Origin of the sequence: Citrobacter sp. MGH105 (assembly GCF_001037485.2) — a bacterium.
GTDB classification, from domain to species: domain Bacteria; phylum Pseudomonadota; class Gammaproteobacteria; order Enterobacterales; family Enterobacteriaceae; genus Citrobacter; species Citrobacter portucalensis.
In genome coordinates this window covers 490,348-506,044 of record NZ_CP073048.1, presented here as the reverse complement: position 1 = coordinate 506,044, position 15,697 = coordinate 490,348, and the positions used below count along the sequence as shown (strand labels likewise).

General features: G+C 51.1%; 17 protein-coding genes. 14 read left to right on the top strand and 3 right to left on the bottom strand.

What is annotated here, in order from left to right:
- Window positions 1-56 precede the first annotated feature (56 nt).
- Window positions 57-1,100 (bottom strand): rod shape-determining protein MreB, encoded by a 1,044-nt coding sequence (gene mreB, locus SK35_RS02455; protein WP_000913396.1) that lies wholly within the window; start codon window positions 1,098-1,100, stop codon window positions 57-59.
- On the opposite strand from mreB, the gene SK35_RS02450 reads away from it, so the two are divergent.
- Complete coding sequence (locus SK35_RS02450; protein ID WP_153752135.1) at window positions 1,078-1,398, top strand: hypothetical protein; 321 nt, start codon at window positions 1,078-1,080, stop codon at window positions 1,396-1,398. The genes mreB and SK35_RS02450 overlap by 23 nt on opposite strands.
- A gap of 8 nt (window positions 1,399-1,406) precedes the next feature.
- Here the strand turns inward: SK35_RS02450 and csrD are convergent, their stop codons facing one another.
- Window positions 1,407-3,347 (bottom strand): RNase E specificity factor CsrD, encoded by a 1,941-nt coding sequence (gene csrD, locus SK35_RS02445; protein ID WP_048215442.1) that lies wholly within the window; start codon window positions 3,345-3,347, stop codon window positions 1,407-1,409.
- Between the two features lie 225 nt (window positions 3,348-3,572).
- Here csrD and acuI point away from each other — a divergent pair, with 225 nt between their 5' ends.
- The 13 genes from acuI to SK35_RS02380 all read left to right on the top strand — a co-directional run bounded on the left by acuI (window position 3,573) and on the right by SK35_RS02380 (window position 14,889).
- Window positions 3,573-4,547 (top strand): acrylyl-CoA reductase (NADPH), encoded by a 975-nt coding sequence (gene acuI, locus SK35_RS02440; RefSeq protein ID WP_003828832.1) that lies wholly within the window; start codon window positions 3,573-3,575, stop codon window positions 4,545-4,547.
- Window positions 4,548-4,666: 119 nt separating this feature from the next.
- Window positions 4,667-5,671, top strand: a complete 1,005-nt coding sequence (gene msrP, locus SK35_RS02435) for a protein-methionine-sulfoxide reductase catalytic subunit MsrP (protein WP_048215441.1) — start codon at window positions 4,667-4,669, stop codon at window positions 5,669-5,671.
- Complete coding sequence (gene msrQ / locus SK35_RS02430; protein WP_048215440.1) at window positions 5,672-6,271, top strand: protein-methionine-sulfoxide reductase heme-binding subunit MsrQ; 600 nt, start codon at window positions 5,672-5,674, stop codon at window positions 6,269-6,271. It begins immediately after the preceding gene.
- A gap of 392 nt (window positions 6,272-6,663) precedes the next feature.
- On the top strand, window positions 6,664-7,134 hold the full coding sequence (gene accB / locus SK35_RS02425; protein WP_003025210.1) for an acetyl-CoA carboxylase biotin carboxyl carrier protein: 471 nt from the start codon (window positions 6,664-6,666) through the stop codon (window positions 7,132-7,134).
- A 10-nt stretch (window positions 7,135-7,144) separates the two neighbouring features.
- Window positions 7,145-8,494, top strand: coding sequence for an acetyl-CoA carboxylase biotin carboxylase subunit (gene accC, locus SK35_RS02420; protein ID WP_003828838.1), 1,350 nt, complete (start codon window positions 7,145-7,147; stop codon window positions 8,492-8,494).
- A gap of 107 nt (window positions 8,495-8,601) precedes the next feature.
- Window positions 8,602-8,844: a YhdT family protein gene (locus SK35_RS02415; RefSeq protein ID WP_003828839.1), complete on the top strand. Its 243-nt coding sequence runs from the start codon at window positions 8,602-8,604 to the stop codon at window positions 8,842-8,844.
- Window positions 8,834-10,285, top strand: coding sequence for a sodium/pantothenate symporter (gene panF / locus SK35_RS02410; RefSeq protein WP_048215439.1), 1,452 nt, complete (start codon window positions 8,834-8,836; stop codon window positions 10,283-10,285). Before SK35_RS02415 ends, panF begins: the two co-directional genes overlap by 11 nt.
- An 11-nt stretch (window positions 10,286-10,296) precedes the next feature.
- Entirely contained in the window at window positions 10,297-11,178 is an 882-nt protein-coding gene (gene prmA, locus SK35_RS02405) for a 50S ribosomal protein L11 methyltransferase (RefSeq protein WP_003025221.1), read from the top strand.
- Between the two features lie 170 nt (window positions 11,179-11,348).
- Window positions 11,349-12,083: a carbonic anhydrase gene (locus SK35_RS02400; protein WP_231912264.1), complete on the top strand. Its 735-nt coding sequence runs from the start codon at window positions 11,349-11,351 to the stop codon at window positions 12,081-12,083.
- 298 nt (window positions 12,084-12,381) lie between these two features.
- Window positions 12,382-13,347: a tRNA dihydrouridine synthase DusB gene (gene dusB, locus SK35_RS02395; protein WP_008785970.1), complete on the top strand. Its 966-nt coding sequence runs from the start codon at window positions 12,382-12,384 to the stop codon at window positions 13,345-13,347.
- Between the two features lie 25 nt (window positions 13,348-13,372).
- Window positions 13,373-13,669, top strand: coding sequence for a DNA-binding transcriptional regulator Fis (gene fis / locus SK35_RS02390; RefSeq protein WP_000462905.1), 297 nt, complete (start codon window positions 13,373-13,375; stop codon window positions 13,667-13,669).
- An 88-nt stretch (window positions 13,670-13,757) separates the two neighbouring features.
- Entirely contained in the window at window positions 13,758-14,642 is an 885-nt protein-coding gene (yhdJ, locus tag SK35_RS02385) for an adenine-specific DNA-methyltransferase (protein WP_048215437.1), read from the top strand.
- A gap of 82 nt (window positions 14,643-14,724) precedes the next feature.
- Window positions 14,725-14,889: a DUF2556 family protein gene (locus tag SK35_RS02380; RefSeq protein ID WP_048215436.1), complete on the top strand. Its 165-nt coding sequence runs from the start codon at window positions 14,725-14,727 to the stop codon at window positions 14,887-14,889.
- Window positions 14,890-14,923: 34 nt separating this feature from the next.
- Here the strand turns inward: SK35_RS02380 and envR are convergent, their stop codons facing one another.
- Window positions 14,924-15,580 (bottom strand): acrEF/envCD operon transcriptional regulator, encoded by a 657-nt coding sequence (gene envR, locus SK35_RS02375; RefSeq protein ID WP_047026429.1) that lies wholly within the window; start codon window positions 15,578-15,580, stop codon window positions 14,924-14,926.
- Window positions 15,581-15,697 lie beyond the last annotated feature (117 nt).

Here is a 15,697-nt window from a genome sequence, read left to right as displayed (position 1 = left end):
TATTCTCGTATCAGAGCGGAAGGGCAACCCGCGGGGGCTACCCAACCTGCATCCGATTACTCTTCGCTGAACAGGTCGCCGCCGTGCATGTCGATCATTTCCAGCGCCTTACCGCCGCCGCGCGCCACGCAGGTCAGCGGATCTTCAGCAACAACAACTGGAATACCGGTTTCTTCCATTAACAGACGGTCAAGGTTACGCAGCAGCGCACCGCCACCGGTCAGCACCATACCGCGTTCGGAGATGTCAGACGCCAGTTCCGGCGGGCACTGTTCCAGTGCAACCATTACTGCGCTTACGATACCGGTCAGTGGTTCCTGCAGAGCTTCCAGAATCTCGTTAGAGTTCAGGGTAAAGCCGCGCGGAACGCCTTCAGCCAGGTTACGACCGCGAACTTCGATTTCGCGCACTTCGTCACCCGGATAAGCGGAACCGATCTCGTGTTTAATACGTTCTGCGGTCGCTTCACCGATCAGTGAACCGTAGTTACGACGAACATAATTAATGATGGCTTCATCGAAGCGGTCGCCGCCAATACGGACAGAAGAGGAGTAAACCACGCCGTTCAGGGAGATAACGGCAACTTCAGTGGTACCACCACCGATATCAACAACCATTGAACCGGTTGCTTCAGAGACTGGCAGACCCGCACCGATCGCGGCCGCCATCGGCTCTTCGATCAGGAACACTTCACGAGCACCTGCGCCCTGAGCGGATTCACGGATCGCACGGCGTTCAACCTGAGTTGCTCCAACCGGTACACACACCAGTACGCGCGGGCTTGGGCGCATGAAGCTATTGCTGTGCACTTGCTTGATAAAGTGCTGGAGCATTTTTTCAGTCACGAAGAAGTCAGCGATAACGCCGTCTTTCATTGGGCGAATTGCAGCGATATTGCCCGGCGTACGACCCAGCATCTGCTTCGCATCATGACCTACTGCAGCCACGCTTTTCGGCGAACCGGCACGATCCTGACGAATGGCCACAACAGAAGGCTCATTCAATACGATGCCTTGTCCTTTTACATAAATAAGGGTATTCGCGGTACCCAGGTCAATGGACAGGTCATTGGAAAACATGCCACGAAATTTTTTCAACATACTAAGGGATAATCCTGAAAGCTGGGGCGGAAAACAAAATCCGCTTACTTTACCAACCACACGCAGCAGCGACAAGGCGCAAAAATCATCTGCTACGGTGAAAATTAGTGCAGTTCGTTTCCTTTGTTACAAAACCGGCCTGAGTCCATCAGGGCTGAATAAATCAGCAGCACTCCTCGCTTTTGTTTGCAACCTGTCAAAGGTCATTCACCTGCATGTTTGCTGTTACAACCTGGCGAGCAGGCAAGCACACCCCCAGAAGGCACAGCGCGCGTTATTCTACGTGAAAACAAATTAAACGGCAGGTTAAACCGAGTATCTTTGCGAATATTTTTTCACGTTAGTGTCAAGTGGTTGTGATGCGGCAAAAAAATCCCCTTGCCCACCTGCAACTCCGCGTTCTGTCAGCGTATGCCACTCACTACGCGAACGTACGCCCGTGGCGTAAACCTGCGTGGGTGTTCCCGAACAGGCCTCCACCAGGCTTTGAACCAGAAGCTGATTTTCCGTTCGCTTATCAATGTTCCTCACCAGACTTGGATGAAGCTTCAATAACTCAACGTTAAGCTCTTTGATCCAACTGGTGCTCACCAGCGTTAACCCCGCCTGCGTAACGGCAATACGCACGCCCAGCGCATTCATCAATCTGATGACGGGCTGTAACCGGCTGATATGTTGACAGACATCTGCCTCAGCAAGTTCAATAATTATGCGTTTGCGTAATGATTTTTCGCACTGCATCAGCGTATCACGCAGCCAGCGCTGAAAACGTGGACGAATAAGCGATTCAACCGTTGTCTGCATCGCCAGATTTTCCTGCGGCCAGTAGCCCAAAAGCAGGATCAGACGGCTTATCTGCAAACGGTCATATTCTTCTGCCAGACCAAATTGCAGGACCATCGGCATATATTCCGCCGAAATGACCTCTTCGTTGCCATCAAAAATACGGCACATCAACTCCCGATGGTGCACCCGGCCTTCGCGCGTTACCGCAGGCTTTTGATAAATTCTTGGCCCACCCCGGCTGAGCATCTGTTCGATCAGCGTTCGCCAGCGTACATTGCCCCGACCTTTTTCCGGCAGCGAGTCATCATAGACCGACCAGCTATTTCCGCCCTGCAATACCGAATTCCGGGTGGCGGCTTCGGCATGATCCATTACTTGCTCCGGCGACTGACCGCTGCGGCAAACGCAAATGCCAATATGAACCATATCGGCACGATCGATCATTTTATTAGCCGGAAGTGCATCTACCGCTTTTAATAATTGCCCGGCGATGCTTTCCGCCTCTTTTAGAGTACGGTGCGGCAGCAGGATAGCAAAATCGCTACGGTGGTAGCGCGCCAGCAACGCGCCCGGATAGCGCGTCATAAAAGTCGACAACAAATTGATCAGCGTCGAGATTTGTTCTTCCGCGAGGGTGATTCCCCAGCTATCGCGCAGCAGCGTAAAGTCCGGTAGGCGCACCATCATCACGACGCCATGCGAGCCTACTTTTTCCTGATCTTCCAGCAGCGTGGCCAGTTGGTTATCAAAGAACAAGCGGTTGCTTAGCCCGGTTTTTGTATCCTGCGCGACATAGGAACGAATCAGCGTATCCAGGCGGCTGCGTTGCTCGCGGGCATTTTGAATTTCAGTCAGCAGCATATCGAGCGCACTGCTGGTACGCGCAGGCCATTCATAGACCGTTCCCCGTACGTTCGGTCCACGTTCGCCGTTCAGAATACGCGTAGAACGGATCTCCAGCAGCTCCTGACCCGAAAGCTGGCGCTGAAGCCAGCGCACAGACAAAAAGAGCATCAGAATAATGAAAGCAATGGCTATCGTGAGCGGTGCGGTGGTCAGTAGCGAATGGAAATAGTTACCCATCGGATCCTGATAAACCAGACGCAATGACATACCCGGATGCTTGACCAACGGTACGGTAATCTCGCGGTAGAGATTGTTTGTCCCTGCCGGTCGGTAGCTGCTGGTCCGTGAGTGGTCATACACCACGTTTTCGCCCTGCAACAGTTCGATGCGCACGATATCAACAGAAACCATCAGTTCATCTATTTGCGGAGTTAACGCAACGACATCTCTGGAGACCAGATGCGTATCAATCGCCGTCGCGACTGCATGAACGCGCGTGGTGAACTTATATTGAATAGCGTTGTAGAAACTCAGCGAACAGCCGATCAGAGTCACGAAGATCGTTAACCCGGTAAGCAGCGTGACAAAAGCTGAAAATTTCGTCGTTAATCGCATCCTTGTGTTAACTCCGACAGTTATGAAACAGGCCTGAAAGTGATAAATCGACTCTAAAATGCAAAACTGACCACAAAATCCGCCAATTTATACAAACTGTGAGGGCATACTACCAAATCAGGTATATCTGGCAATTTATTGCGCAGAATCGGCATCATGTTTTGATTAGCGAGTATAGTCTTCATTATTAATTTTCCAATCCACTATACGAATTGAGGACAGGTTATGCAGGCTTTGATCTTAGAACAGCAGGACGGAAAAACCCTCGCATCCGTTCAACCCCTCGACGAAAATCAGCTACCGGAAGGCGATGTGACGGTGGATGTCCACTGGTCAAGCCTGAACTATAAAGACGCCCTGGCTATCACCGGCAAGGGAAAAATCATTCGTAATTTTCCGATGATTCCTGGTATCGATTTCGCTGGTACCGTGCGAGCAAGCGAAGATCCCCGTTTTCATGCGGGTCAGGAGGTTTTACTGACCGGTTGGGGCGTAGGTGAAAATCATTGGGGTGGACTGGCAGAACGCGCACGCGTGAAAGGCGACTGGCTGGTTGCGTTGCCAAAAGGGCTGGATGGACGTAAAGCCATGGTCATCGGTACCGCTGGCTTTACCGCCATGCTTTGCGTCATGGCGCTTGAAGATGCAGGAATTCGTCCGCAAGACGGTGAGATTGTCGTCACTGGCGCCAGCGGAGGCGTGGGCAGCACGGCCGTTGCGTTACTGCATAAGCTGGGTTATCAGGTTGCGGCGGTTTCGGGTCGTGAAAGCACCCACGACTACCTGAAAAGCCTGGGCGCTAACCGCATTCTTGGCCGCGATGAATTTGCTGAATCTCGCCCGCTGGAAAAACAGCTGTGGGCTGGCGCGGTGGATACCGTTGGCGACAAAGTTCTGGCGAAAGTCCTCGCGCAGATGAACTACGGCGGCTGTGTTGCCGCCTGCGGCCTGGCGGGCGGTTTCGCTCTGCCAACCACCGTGATGCCATTCATTCTGCGTAACGTTCGTTTGCAAGGAGTGGACTCGGTGATGACCCCGCCGGCACGCCGTGCAGAAGCCTGGGCGCGTTTGGTTAAGGATCTGCCGGAATCGTTCTATGCTCAGGCTGCAACGGAAATTACGCTGGCGGATGCGCCGAAGTTCGCCGATGCCATCATCAATAACCAGGTGCAAGGCCGTACGCTGGTGAAGGTGAAGTAACAGACTCTGGCGCAGAAATTTACACTTAATTAACGAAATTTCGCGGCACATCTACAGACTCCCTGCCATATTAACTACGCGTCCCCTGTCAGTTATGACGCGTAAGCCGGGAGTCTGTTATGAAGAAATTACGTCCATTTACAGAAGCCGACGTCACTGACGAGTCGGCTTTTTTTATGCAGCGTCGCCATGTACTGAAAGCATTAGGGATCAGCGCAGCCGCGTTGTCTTTACCCCACTCTACGCAGGCTGACCTTCTGAGTTGGTTTAAGGGTAATGACCGCCCGCCCGCGCCTGCGGGAAAGCCGCTTGATTTCAGCAAGCCCGCCGCCTGGCAAAATTCGCTTCCTTTAACCCCAGCGGATAAAGTTTCTGGCTACAACAACTTCTATGAATTCGGTCTCGACAAAGCGGATCCGGCAGCCAACGCGGGTAGCCTGAAAACCGATCCGTGGACATTAAAAATCAGTGGTGAGGTCGCCAAACCACTCACTCTCGATCACGATACCTTGACCACCCGTTTCCCGCTGGAGCAACGGATTTACCGCATGCGCTGCGTGGAAGCCTGGTCAATGGTCGTGCCGTGGATTGGTTTCCCGTTACATAAACTGTTGGCGCAAGTGGAACCCACCAGCAATGCGAAGTATGTCGCGTTCGAAACGCTGTACGCACCGGAAGAAATGCCAGGGCAAAAAGATCGCTTTATTGGCGGCGGGCTGAAGTATCCCTATGTTGAAGGGTTACGCCTGGATGAAGCGATGCACCCACTCACACTGCTTACCGTGGGGGTTTATGGTAAGGCCCTTCCGCCACAAAATGGCGCGCCCATTCGCTTAATTGTGCCGTGGAAATATGGATTTAAAGGCATTAAGTCGATCGTGAGTATCAAACTCACGCGCGAACACCCTCCGACAACCTGGAATCTGGCCGCGCCCAATGAATACGGGTTTTATGCCAACGTGAATCCGCATGTCGATCATCCCCGCTGGTCCCAGGCCACTGAGCGTTTTATTGGCGCTGGCGGTATTCTGGACGTACAGCGTCAGCCCACGCTGATGTTTAACGGCTATGCCGAAGAGGTTGCGTCACTGTATCGCGGACTCAATTTGCAGGAGAATTTTTAAGTGCGACTGACCGCAAAGCACATTACCGGGCTGAAATTTTGCCTGCATCTTGCCGGTTTTTTGCCGTTTATCTGGCTATTTTGGGCGATAAATCACGGCGGTCTGAGCGCGGATCCGGTCAAAGATATCCAGCACTTTACTGGTAGGACAGCTCTGAAATTCTTGCTGGCAACCTTGCTGGTCTCTCCACTCGCGCGCTACGCTAAACAGCCATTATTGATACGCACACGTCGCCTGTTAGGGCTATGGTGTTTCGCCTGGGCAACACTGCATTTAACCAGCTACGCGTTACTGGAACTGGGCATTAATAATCTGGCGTTGTTAGGGCGGGAATTAATTACGCGGCCTTATTTAACCTTGGGCATTGTCAGTTGGGTCATATTATTCGCCCTCACCTTAACATCCACGCAGGCTGCGCAGCGAAAGCTGGGTAAAAACTGGCAGTATTTGCACAACTTCGTCTATCTTGTGGCGATCCTGGCACCCATACATTATCTGTGGTCGGTAAAAATTATCTCCCCTCAACCGATTATTTATGCAGCGCTCGCTGCGGTGCTATTAGCGTGCCGTTACAAGAAGTTTCGCCAGTGGTGGCGGTAGTTTCACGATATGTGCAGTGCGTTGCAAAACACGGACGATCCGATTTTCTTTACATGTTAACGGTTGATTATCTTCCCTGATAAGACCAGTATTTAGCTGCCAATTGCTACGAAATAGTTATAATGTGCGACTTTGCTATCCCCGGTAGCGTTTTTAAGGCGCTGAAAGGGTGACAATCGCATATTGAAGGTATATTTTGTCTTTTACCCGAAAATGGCAGAAGATAGCCGCACAATGACTAACAAGTCTGGCAATCTCACTTAATGGCAGCAGCACCCAGTGCAGCGCCTGAGATGCGTGGCATCTTGTCACTCACTGTTATAAAAATGCTATACAGACGGCGGTAAAACGTCTGTCACAATCTCACTAAACAAAGAGTACGGAACCCACTCATGGATATTCGTAAGATTAAAAAACTGATCGAGCTGGTTGAAGAATCAGGCATCTCCGAACTGGAAATTTCTGAAGGCGAAGAATCTGTACGCATCAGCCGTGCGGCGCCAGCTGCAAGTTTTCCGATGATGCAACAGGCTTATGCTGCACCAGTGATGCAGCAACCAGCTCTGTCTAACGCTGTCGCACAAACTGCCTCTCCAAGTATGGAAGCTCCGGCAGCAGCGGAAATCAGTGGTCACATCGTACGCTCCCCAATGGTTGGTACGTTCTACCGCACCCCGAGCCCGGATGCTAAAGCGTTCATCGAAATCGGACAGAAAGTGAATGCGGGCGATACCCTGTGCATCGTTGAAGCCATGAAAATGATGAACCAGATCGAAGCCGACAAATCCGGCGTAGTTAAAGCGATCCTGGTAGAAAGTGGTCAACCGGTAGAATTTGACGAGCCGCTGGTCGTCATCGAATAACGAGGCGAACATGTTGGATAAAATTGTTATCGCCAACCGCGGCGAGATTGCCCTGCGTATTCTTCGTGCCTGTAAAGAACTGGGCATCAAGACTGTCGCTGTGCATTCAAGTGCGGATCGCGATTTAAAACACGTATTGCTGGCGGATGAGACGGTCTGTATCGGCCCGGCTCCGTCCGTAAAAAGCTATCTGAACATCCCGGCTATCATCAGCGCCGCTGAAATCACCGGCGCGGTGGCAATTCACCCGGGCTATGGCTTCCTCTCTGAGAACGCCAATTTTGCTGAGCAGGTAGAGCGTTCTGGCTTTATCTTCATCGGCCCGAAAGCCGACACCATCCGCCTGATGGGCGACAAAGTGTCCGCAATCACCGCGATGAAGAAAGCGGGCGTACCGACAGTCCCAGGCTCTGACGGTCCGCTGGGCGATGACATGGACGCTAACCGCGCTCATGCTAAACGCATCGGCTACCCGGTTATCATCAAAGCCTCCGGCGGCGGCGGCGGTCGCGGTATGCGCGTCGTGCGCAGCGATGCCGAACTGGCACAATCCATCTCCATGACCAAAGCGGAAGCAAAAGCCGCTTTCAATAACGACATGGTCTACATGGAGAAATACCTGGAAAACCCACGCCACATTGAAATTCAGGTGCTGGCTGACGGTCAGGGTAACGCAATTTATCTGGCAGAACGTGACTGCTCCATGCAGCGTCGTCACCAGAAAGTTGTCGAAGAAGCACCAGCGCCAGGCATTACCCCGGAACTGCGTCGCTACATCGGCGAGCGTTGCGCCAAAGCGTGTGTTGATATCGGCTATCGCGGGGCGGGTACTTTCGAGTTCCTGTTCGAAAACGGCGAGTTCTACTTCATTGAGATGAACACCCGTATTCAGGTTGAACACCCGGTAACCGAAATGATCACCGGCGTTGATCTGATCAAAGAGCAGCTGCGCATCGCAGCGGGCCAACCGCTGTCCATCAAGCAGGACGAAGTTGTGGTTAAAGGCCATGCGGTAGAATGCCGTATCAACGCCGAAGACCCGAACACCTTCCTGCCAAGCCCGGGTAAAATCACGCGTTTCCACGCGCCGGGTGGCTTTGGTGTGCGTTGGGAGTCTCATATTTACGCAGGCTACACCGTACCTCCGTACTATGACTCAATGATCGGTAAGCTGATCTGCTATGGCGAAAACCGCGACGTCGCTATCGCCCGTATGAAAAACGCATTGCAGGAACTGATCATCGACGGTATCAAAACCAACGTTGACCTGCAGATCCGTATCATGAATGACGAGCACTTCCAGCACGGTGGAACCAATATCCACTACCTGGAGAAAAAACTCGGACTTCAGGAAAAGTAAGCGTGCGTTAACCGAAAAGGCCGGAAATTCCGGCCTTTTGTTTTTCTCCCCTCCCGCACGTGCCATAAGGTACAATCCCCGCTTTCTTTATCCACAAGGGACAAAAAATGGACGCTCGTTTTGTTCAGGCCCATAAAGAGGCGCGCTGGGCGCTGTGGCTAACCCTTTTATATCTGGTCACATGGTTAGTGGCCGCTTACTTACCAGATTCAACGCTGGGTTTTACCGGCTTACCGCACTGGTTCGAAATGGCCTGCCTGCTAACGCCGCTGGTTTTTATCGTGCTGTGCTGGGCGATGGTGAAGTTTATCTATCGCGACATTCCGTTGGAGGATGACGATGCAGCTTGAAGTTATTTTACCGCTGGTCGCCTATCTTCTGGTGGTCTTCGGTCTCTCAGTTTATGCCATGCGCAAGAGATCGACAGGTACCTTCCTGAATGAATATTTCCTCGGCAGCCGTTCCATGGGCGGTGTCGTGTTAGCGATGACGCTAACGGCAACCTACATTAGCGCCAGCTCGTTTATTGGCGGTCCTGGTGCCGCTTACAAATACGGACTGGGATGGGTGCTGCTAGCGATGATCCAGTTGCCCGCCGTATGGCTCTCATTGGGAATTCTTGGTAAGAAATTCGCCATTCTGGCACGCCGTTATAATGCGGTTACCCTCAACGATATGCTATTTGCGCGCTACCAGAGCCGCCTGCTGGTATGGCTGGCGAGCCTCAGCCTGTTGGTCGCGTTTGTCGGGGCAATGACCGTACAGTTTATTGGCGGCGCACGTTTGCTGGAAACCGCAGCGGGTATCCCCTACGAAACCGGTCTGCTGATTTTTGGCGTCAGCATCGCGTTATACACGGCGTTCGGCGGCTTTCGCGCCAGCGTACTGAACGATACCATGCAGGGCATGGTGATGCTGATTGGTACTATCGTTTTGCTGGTCGGCGTTGTTCATGCTGCCGGTGGCCTCAGCAATGCGGTGGTAACCCTGCAGACTATCGATCCTAAACTGGTCTCGCCGCAGGGCGCTGATGACATTTTGTCACCCACGTTTATGACCTCATTCTGGGTGCTGGTATGCTTTGGCGTGATTGGCCTGCCGCATACGGCGGTGCGCTGTATCTCTTATAAAGACAGTAAAGCGGTACACCGCGGCATTATCATCGGCACCATCGTGGTGGCGATTCTGATGTTTGGTATGCATCTGGCGGGCGCCCTGGGACGGGCGGTAATCCCTGACCTGACGGTACCGGATCTGGTAATCCCTACGCTGATGGTCAAAGTCCTGCCGCCGGTCGCTGCCGGGATCTTCCTCGCCGCACCTATGGCTGCGATTATGTCGACGATCAATGCCCAATTGCTGCAAAGCTCCGCTACGATTATTAAGGATCTGTACCTGAACCTTCGCCCGGAACAGCTGGAAAACGAAACCCGGCTGAAACGCATGTCGGCAGTGATTACCCTGCTGCTGGGCGCGTTACTGTTGCTGGCCGCCTGGAAACCGCCAGAGATGATTATCTGGCTTAATCTGCTGGCGTTTGGCGGGCTGGAAGCCGTCTTCCTGTGGCCTCTGGTGCTAGGCCTCTATTGGGAACGGGCAAACGCGTCAGGCGCATTGAGCGCGATGATTGTCGGCGGCGTGCTTTATGCTCTACTCGCCACCTTTAACGTTCAGTTCCTGGGCTTCCACCCAATCGTGCCCTCGTTACTGATAAGCTTGCTGGCTTTCTTGATAGGCAACCGTTTCGGTTCCGTCGTCCCGCAAGCCGCCATATTGACTACTGATAAATAAAGAGTTTTGCCATGCCATGGATCCAACTGAAACTGAACACGACCGGTGCCAACGCTGAAGAGTTGAGCGATGCGCTGATGGAAGCGGGCTCCGTTTCCATTACTTTCCAGGATACGCATGATACGCCGGTATTTGAACCTCTGCCGGGCGAGACTCGCCTGTGGGGTGATACCGACGTTATCGGCTTGTTCGATGCAGAAACCGACATGAAAGAAGTGGTTGCCATCCTGGAACAGCATCCGCTGCTGGGTGAAGGCTTCGCGCATAAAATCGAACAGCTCGAAGACAAAGACTGGGAACGCGAATGGATGGATAACTTCCACCCGATGCGCTTTGGTGAGCGTCTGTGGATTTGCCCAAGCTGGCGCGATGTCCCGGATGAGAATGCTGTCAACGTGATGCTGGACCCGGGTCTGGCGTTTGGTACAGGCACGCACCCCACTACCTCTCTGTGCCTGCAATGGCTGGACGGTCTTGATCTTAACGGTAAAACGGTTATCGACTTTGGCTGCGGCTCCGGCATTCTTGCCATTGCGGCACTGAAGCTGGGTGCGGCGAAAGCCATTGGCGTGGATATCGATCCGCAAGCGATTCAGGCCAGCCGTGATAACGCCCAGCGTAATGGTGTTTCTGAGCGTCTGGAGCTTTATCTGCCGAAAGACCAGCCAGAGGCGATGAAAGCCGACGTGGTGGTCGCCAACATTCTTGCTGGCCCATTACGTGAACTAGCTCCGTTAATCAGCGTACTGCCCGTTGAGGGCGGTTTGCTGGGGCTTTCTGGTATTCTTGCCAGCCAGGCGGAAAGCGTCTGTGAAGCCTATGCCGATCTCTTTACGCTCGATCCGGTTATCGAGAAAGAAGAGTGGTGCCGCATTACCGGCCAGAAAAAATAATCCCTTCCGGCGTGGTTATCTGACCACGCCATTTTCAGACAATTGACCAGCATACCGACACTTTCCTCAGCGATATAATAATCAATTGATTTTGTTATTTTTTATATTGATTTTCGTTGAGTAAACGTATGCGTTTCAACTGTTTTACAACAACTTTGCTGGCAGCATGCATGATGCCACTGACCACGCTGGCCGTACCATGGGGATATACCGAAGAAAACGGCCCCGCACGGTGGGGAGAAATCAGCAAAGCGTATGCAACGTGCCAGACAGGCATAAACCAATCCCCCATAGACATCCAGACCACCACAACCAGTAAACTCGGTCTCCCCGCGCTGAACATGCAGTACGTCGATGGCCCAACCAGATTTCGGAGCATTAACCATACGTTGCAGGCAACGATGAGTAGCTACACATCTAATTCTATTGAAATTGATGAAACGCTTTATTATTTAAAACAATTTGATTTTCATGCCCCGAGCGAACATACCCTCAACGGTAAAACCTATCCGCTGGAGCTGCAGCTGGTCCACAAAAATCAATCCGGAGACATCGCTATCGTGGCGGTTATGTTTGACATCGGCGAGCCAAACCAGGCGATTCAAAATTTGTGGGAGTCCTTTCCAACCATGGAGGACAGCAGCATGGCCGTCTTCTCGCCGGTCGATATCCACCAGCTTTTACCCGACAATAAAACCTACTGGCGCTACCGTGGTTCGTTAACAACACCTCCCTGCACCGAAGGCGTCACCTGGACTATCCTGAAAACGCCTGTTGCTCTTTCTGCCGAACAGATGGATAAATTCCACTACATTGTTGGGCCAGCAAACAATCGCCCGCTGCAGCCGTTGAATGAACGCAAGATTACGGACAGCTATTCTGGGGATACCGAGATCCTGTACTAAAATGAGGTAGCGATCACACAATGACGAGGTAATTTGCTGATTAATTCAGCAGAATATCTTGTCAGTACCGTCTGCAGCTGAAGAAAAAATGAGAAGTTACGCAAAATTATATGTGTATATAAAATCGACACATTTTTATAATGTGATGATTTATATGATTAAATATTTTCATGCGTTCACATTTACGGCAATTCATTGATCCACCTCAGTGGATTGGTCAAAGTTTGGCCTTTCATCTCGTGCGAAAAATGCGTAATATACGCCGCCTTGCAGTCACAGTATGGTCATTTCTTAACTCATGCGCATCGGACAATACCAGCTCAGAAATCGCCTGATCGCAGCACCTATGGCTGGCATCACTGACAGACCATTCAGGACGCTGTGCTATGAGATGGGAGCAGGATTGACAGTATCCGAGATGATGTCTTCTAACCCGCAGGTTTGGGAAAGTGACAAGTCTCGTTTACGGATGGTGCACGTTGATGAGCCAGGAATTCGCACGGTGCAAATTGCCGGTAGCGACCCTGTTGAGATGGCCGATGCCGCACGTATTAACGTGGAAAGCGGCGCCCAGATTATTGATATCAATATGGGGTGTCCGGCTAAAAAAGTGAATCGCAAGCTCGCAGGTTCAGCCCTCTTGCAGTACCCGGATTTAGTGAAATCGATACTAACCGAGGTCGTCAATGCAGTGGACGTTCCTGTCACACTCAAGATTCGCACCGGCTGGGCTCCGGAACACCGTAACTGCGTAGAGATTGCCCAACTGGCTGAAGACTGTGGCATTCAGGCTCTGACCATTCATGGACGCACCCGCGCCTGTTTGTTCAATGGAGATGCTGAGTACGACAGTATTCGGGCAGTTAAGCAGAAAGTTTCCATTCCGATTATCGCGAATGGCGACATTACTGACCCGCATAAAGCCAGAGCTGTACTCGACTATACGGGGGCGGATGCCCTGATGATAGGACGTGCAGCTCAGGGAAGACCCTGGATCTTTCGGGAAATCCAGCATTATCTGGACACTGGGGAGCTGCTGCCCCCGCTGCCTCTGGCAGAGGTGAAGCGCTTGCTTTGTGCGCATATTCGGGAACTGCACGACTTTTATGGTCAGGCAAAAGGGTACCGAATTGCGCGTAAACACGTATCCTGGTATCTCCAGGAACACGCTCCGGATGACCAGTTTCGGCGCACATTCAACGCCATTGAAGATTCCAGCGAACAGCTGGCGGCGTTGGAGGCATACTTCGAAAATTTTGCGTAAACAGAAATAAAGAGCTGACAGAACTATGTTCGAACAACGCGTAAATTCTGACGTACTGACCGTTTCTACCGTTAACTCTCAGGACCAGGTAACTCAAAAGCCCCTGCGTGACTCGGTTAAACAGGCACTGAAGAACTATTTTGCTCAATTGAATGGTCAGGATGTGAATGATCTCTATGAGCTGGTACTGGCTGAAGTAGAACAGCCCCTGTTGGACATGGTGATGCAATACACCCGCGGTAACCAGACCCGTGCTGCCCTGATGATGGGCATCAACCGTGGTACGCTGCGTAAAAAACTGAAAAAATACGGCATGAACTGATACTAATCAGTTAAATGTTTGTTTTAAAAGGCGCTACTCGGCATGGGGAAGCGCCTTTTTTATTGACGTCACACGGGAGGCTTTGGCGATGAACGCGAGATGTGAACCTGTCTATTTTGGCGATGAATCTAAAAAGATAATCCTGGGTGACGCGCTAACTGAACTGAAAAAACTGCCGTCTGAAAGCGTCGAACTCATTTTTGCTGACCCTCCTTATAACATCGGGAAAGACTTTGACGGGATGGTGGAATCCTGGGACGAAGAGGCCTTTCTGGCGTGGTTGTTTGAGTGCATCGACGAGTGCCATCGCATCCTCAAACCACACGGCACCATGTACATCATGAACAGTACGGAGAACATGCCGTACATCGACCTCAAATGCCGCCCGCTTTTTACCATCAAGAGCCGTATCGTGTGGTCATATGATAGCTCGGGGGTACAGGCCAAAAATTACTTTGGTTCGATGTATGAACCGATCCTGATGATGGTAAAAGATCAGAAAAACTACACATTTAATCGTGACGATATTCTGGTTGAAGCCAAAACTGGCGCTAAACGCGCGCTAATAGACTACAGAAAAAACCCGCCGCAGCCCTACAATCAGAAAAAAGTGCCGGGCAATGTCTGGGAGTTCCCACGCGTACGCTATCTGATGGACGAATACGAAAACCACCCCACCCAGAAACCCAAAGCCCTCCTGGAGCGTATAATTCTGGCGTCCTCGAACCCAGATGACAAGGTACTGGATCCGTTTGCCGGCAGCTTCACCACCGGAGCTACCGCCGTGGAATTGGGTCGCAAGTTTGTCGGGATTGAGATCAATACTGAATACGTAAAAATGGGGCTCAGAAGACTGAGTATCGGTTCTCATTTTTCAGAAATTGAGCTTGCCAAGGTGAAAAAACGTAAGACAAAAAACCTGTCTAAAAAGAGTCGATTGACGGCAAAGAGTGGCGCTCTTTCAACAAAGTAAAGGCATTGTAAGTCTGCTTTTCAGCTTAAAAATTTCGTGTATATTCCCTGCACGCTTGGGCATGAATACACAGGGTTTAGGAATGATTCGCAAGTATTGGTGGCTGGTTGTTTTTGCGGTCTTCGTTTTTCTTTTTGATGCGCTGCTCATCCAATGGATAGAGCTGATGACAACAGAGCACGACAAGTGCCGGAATATGAACTCAGTGAATCCCCTAAAGCTGGTCAACTGCGTCGACCTCGACTAGCACCGTCGACAGCCGTCAGGCCCTGGCGGCTAGACTACCCAACCTGGTTTTCACTCTGCATTAATTGCATTACGCAGCCGTCCGGGCTTAACATTTTTAATACATTATCAACTAATGCTGGCGCTTGCCCATACAGATCATAACTCTCTGGATTCATTAACCAGTTTTTTATTATTCCGCTAAAGCTACCATGCAAAATAATGATGATAACGTCTAAATCCAAGCTGGTGGCAATCAAATTTTCATCTATGCATCGTTGGAGAGAATCGCGAATACTTTGGTGGCTGAGACCTATTTTATCGCGAATGGCCTGCTCTGATATCATATCTTTATGGAATTCGCATTTATGATATAAAATCTGCATTAATGCCTGCTGACGAGGGTTCTCCGCAATATATTGTAATCCCACCACAAATTTTTCACGCAGTCGCTGTAAAGGGTTATCACCCCAACGACCAATTAGCTTGTCCTGAATAAGATCGCGTAAAGGAGGTTGTTGTAACCATAACTCATTAAACAATTGAGTTTTATTTTCGAAATGCCAATAAAGTGCACCCCGTGTCACATTGGCGGCATCCGCTATGTCGTTTAGCGTCGTATTACCTACGCCACGTGCGGCAAACTGTACAATCGCCGTTTCCATCAGGTGCTGTCGCGTTTTGAGGGCATCCGCTTTCGTTTTTCTGGCCATGATTCCGACTATCTGGATTGGAGTAGAGAATGATTAACTTTCTTATCTAATATTTTCGATCTGGAACAAATGTATCACTTAGCGTTTATTTAGACGAGGTCTAAAGTATTTAATTGC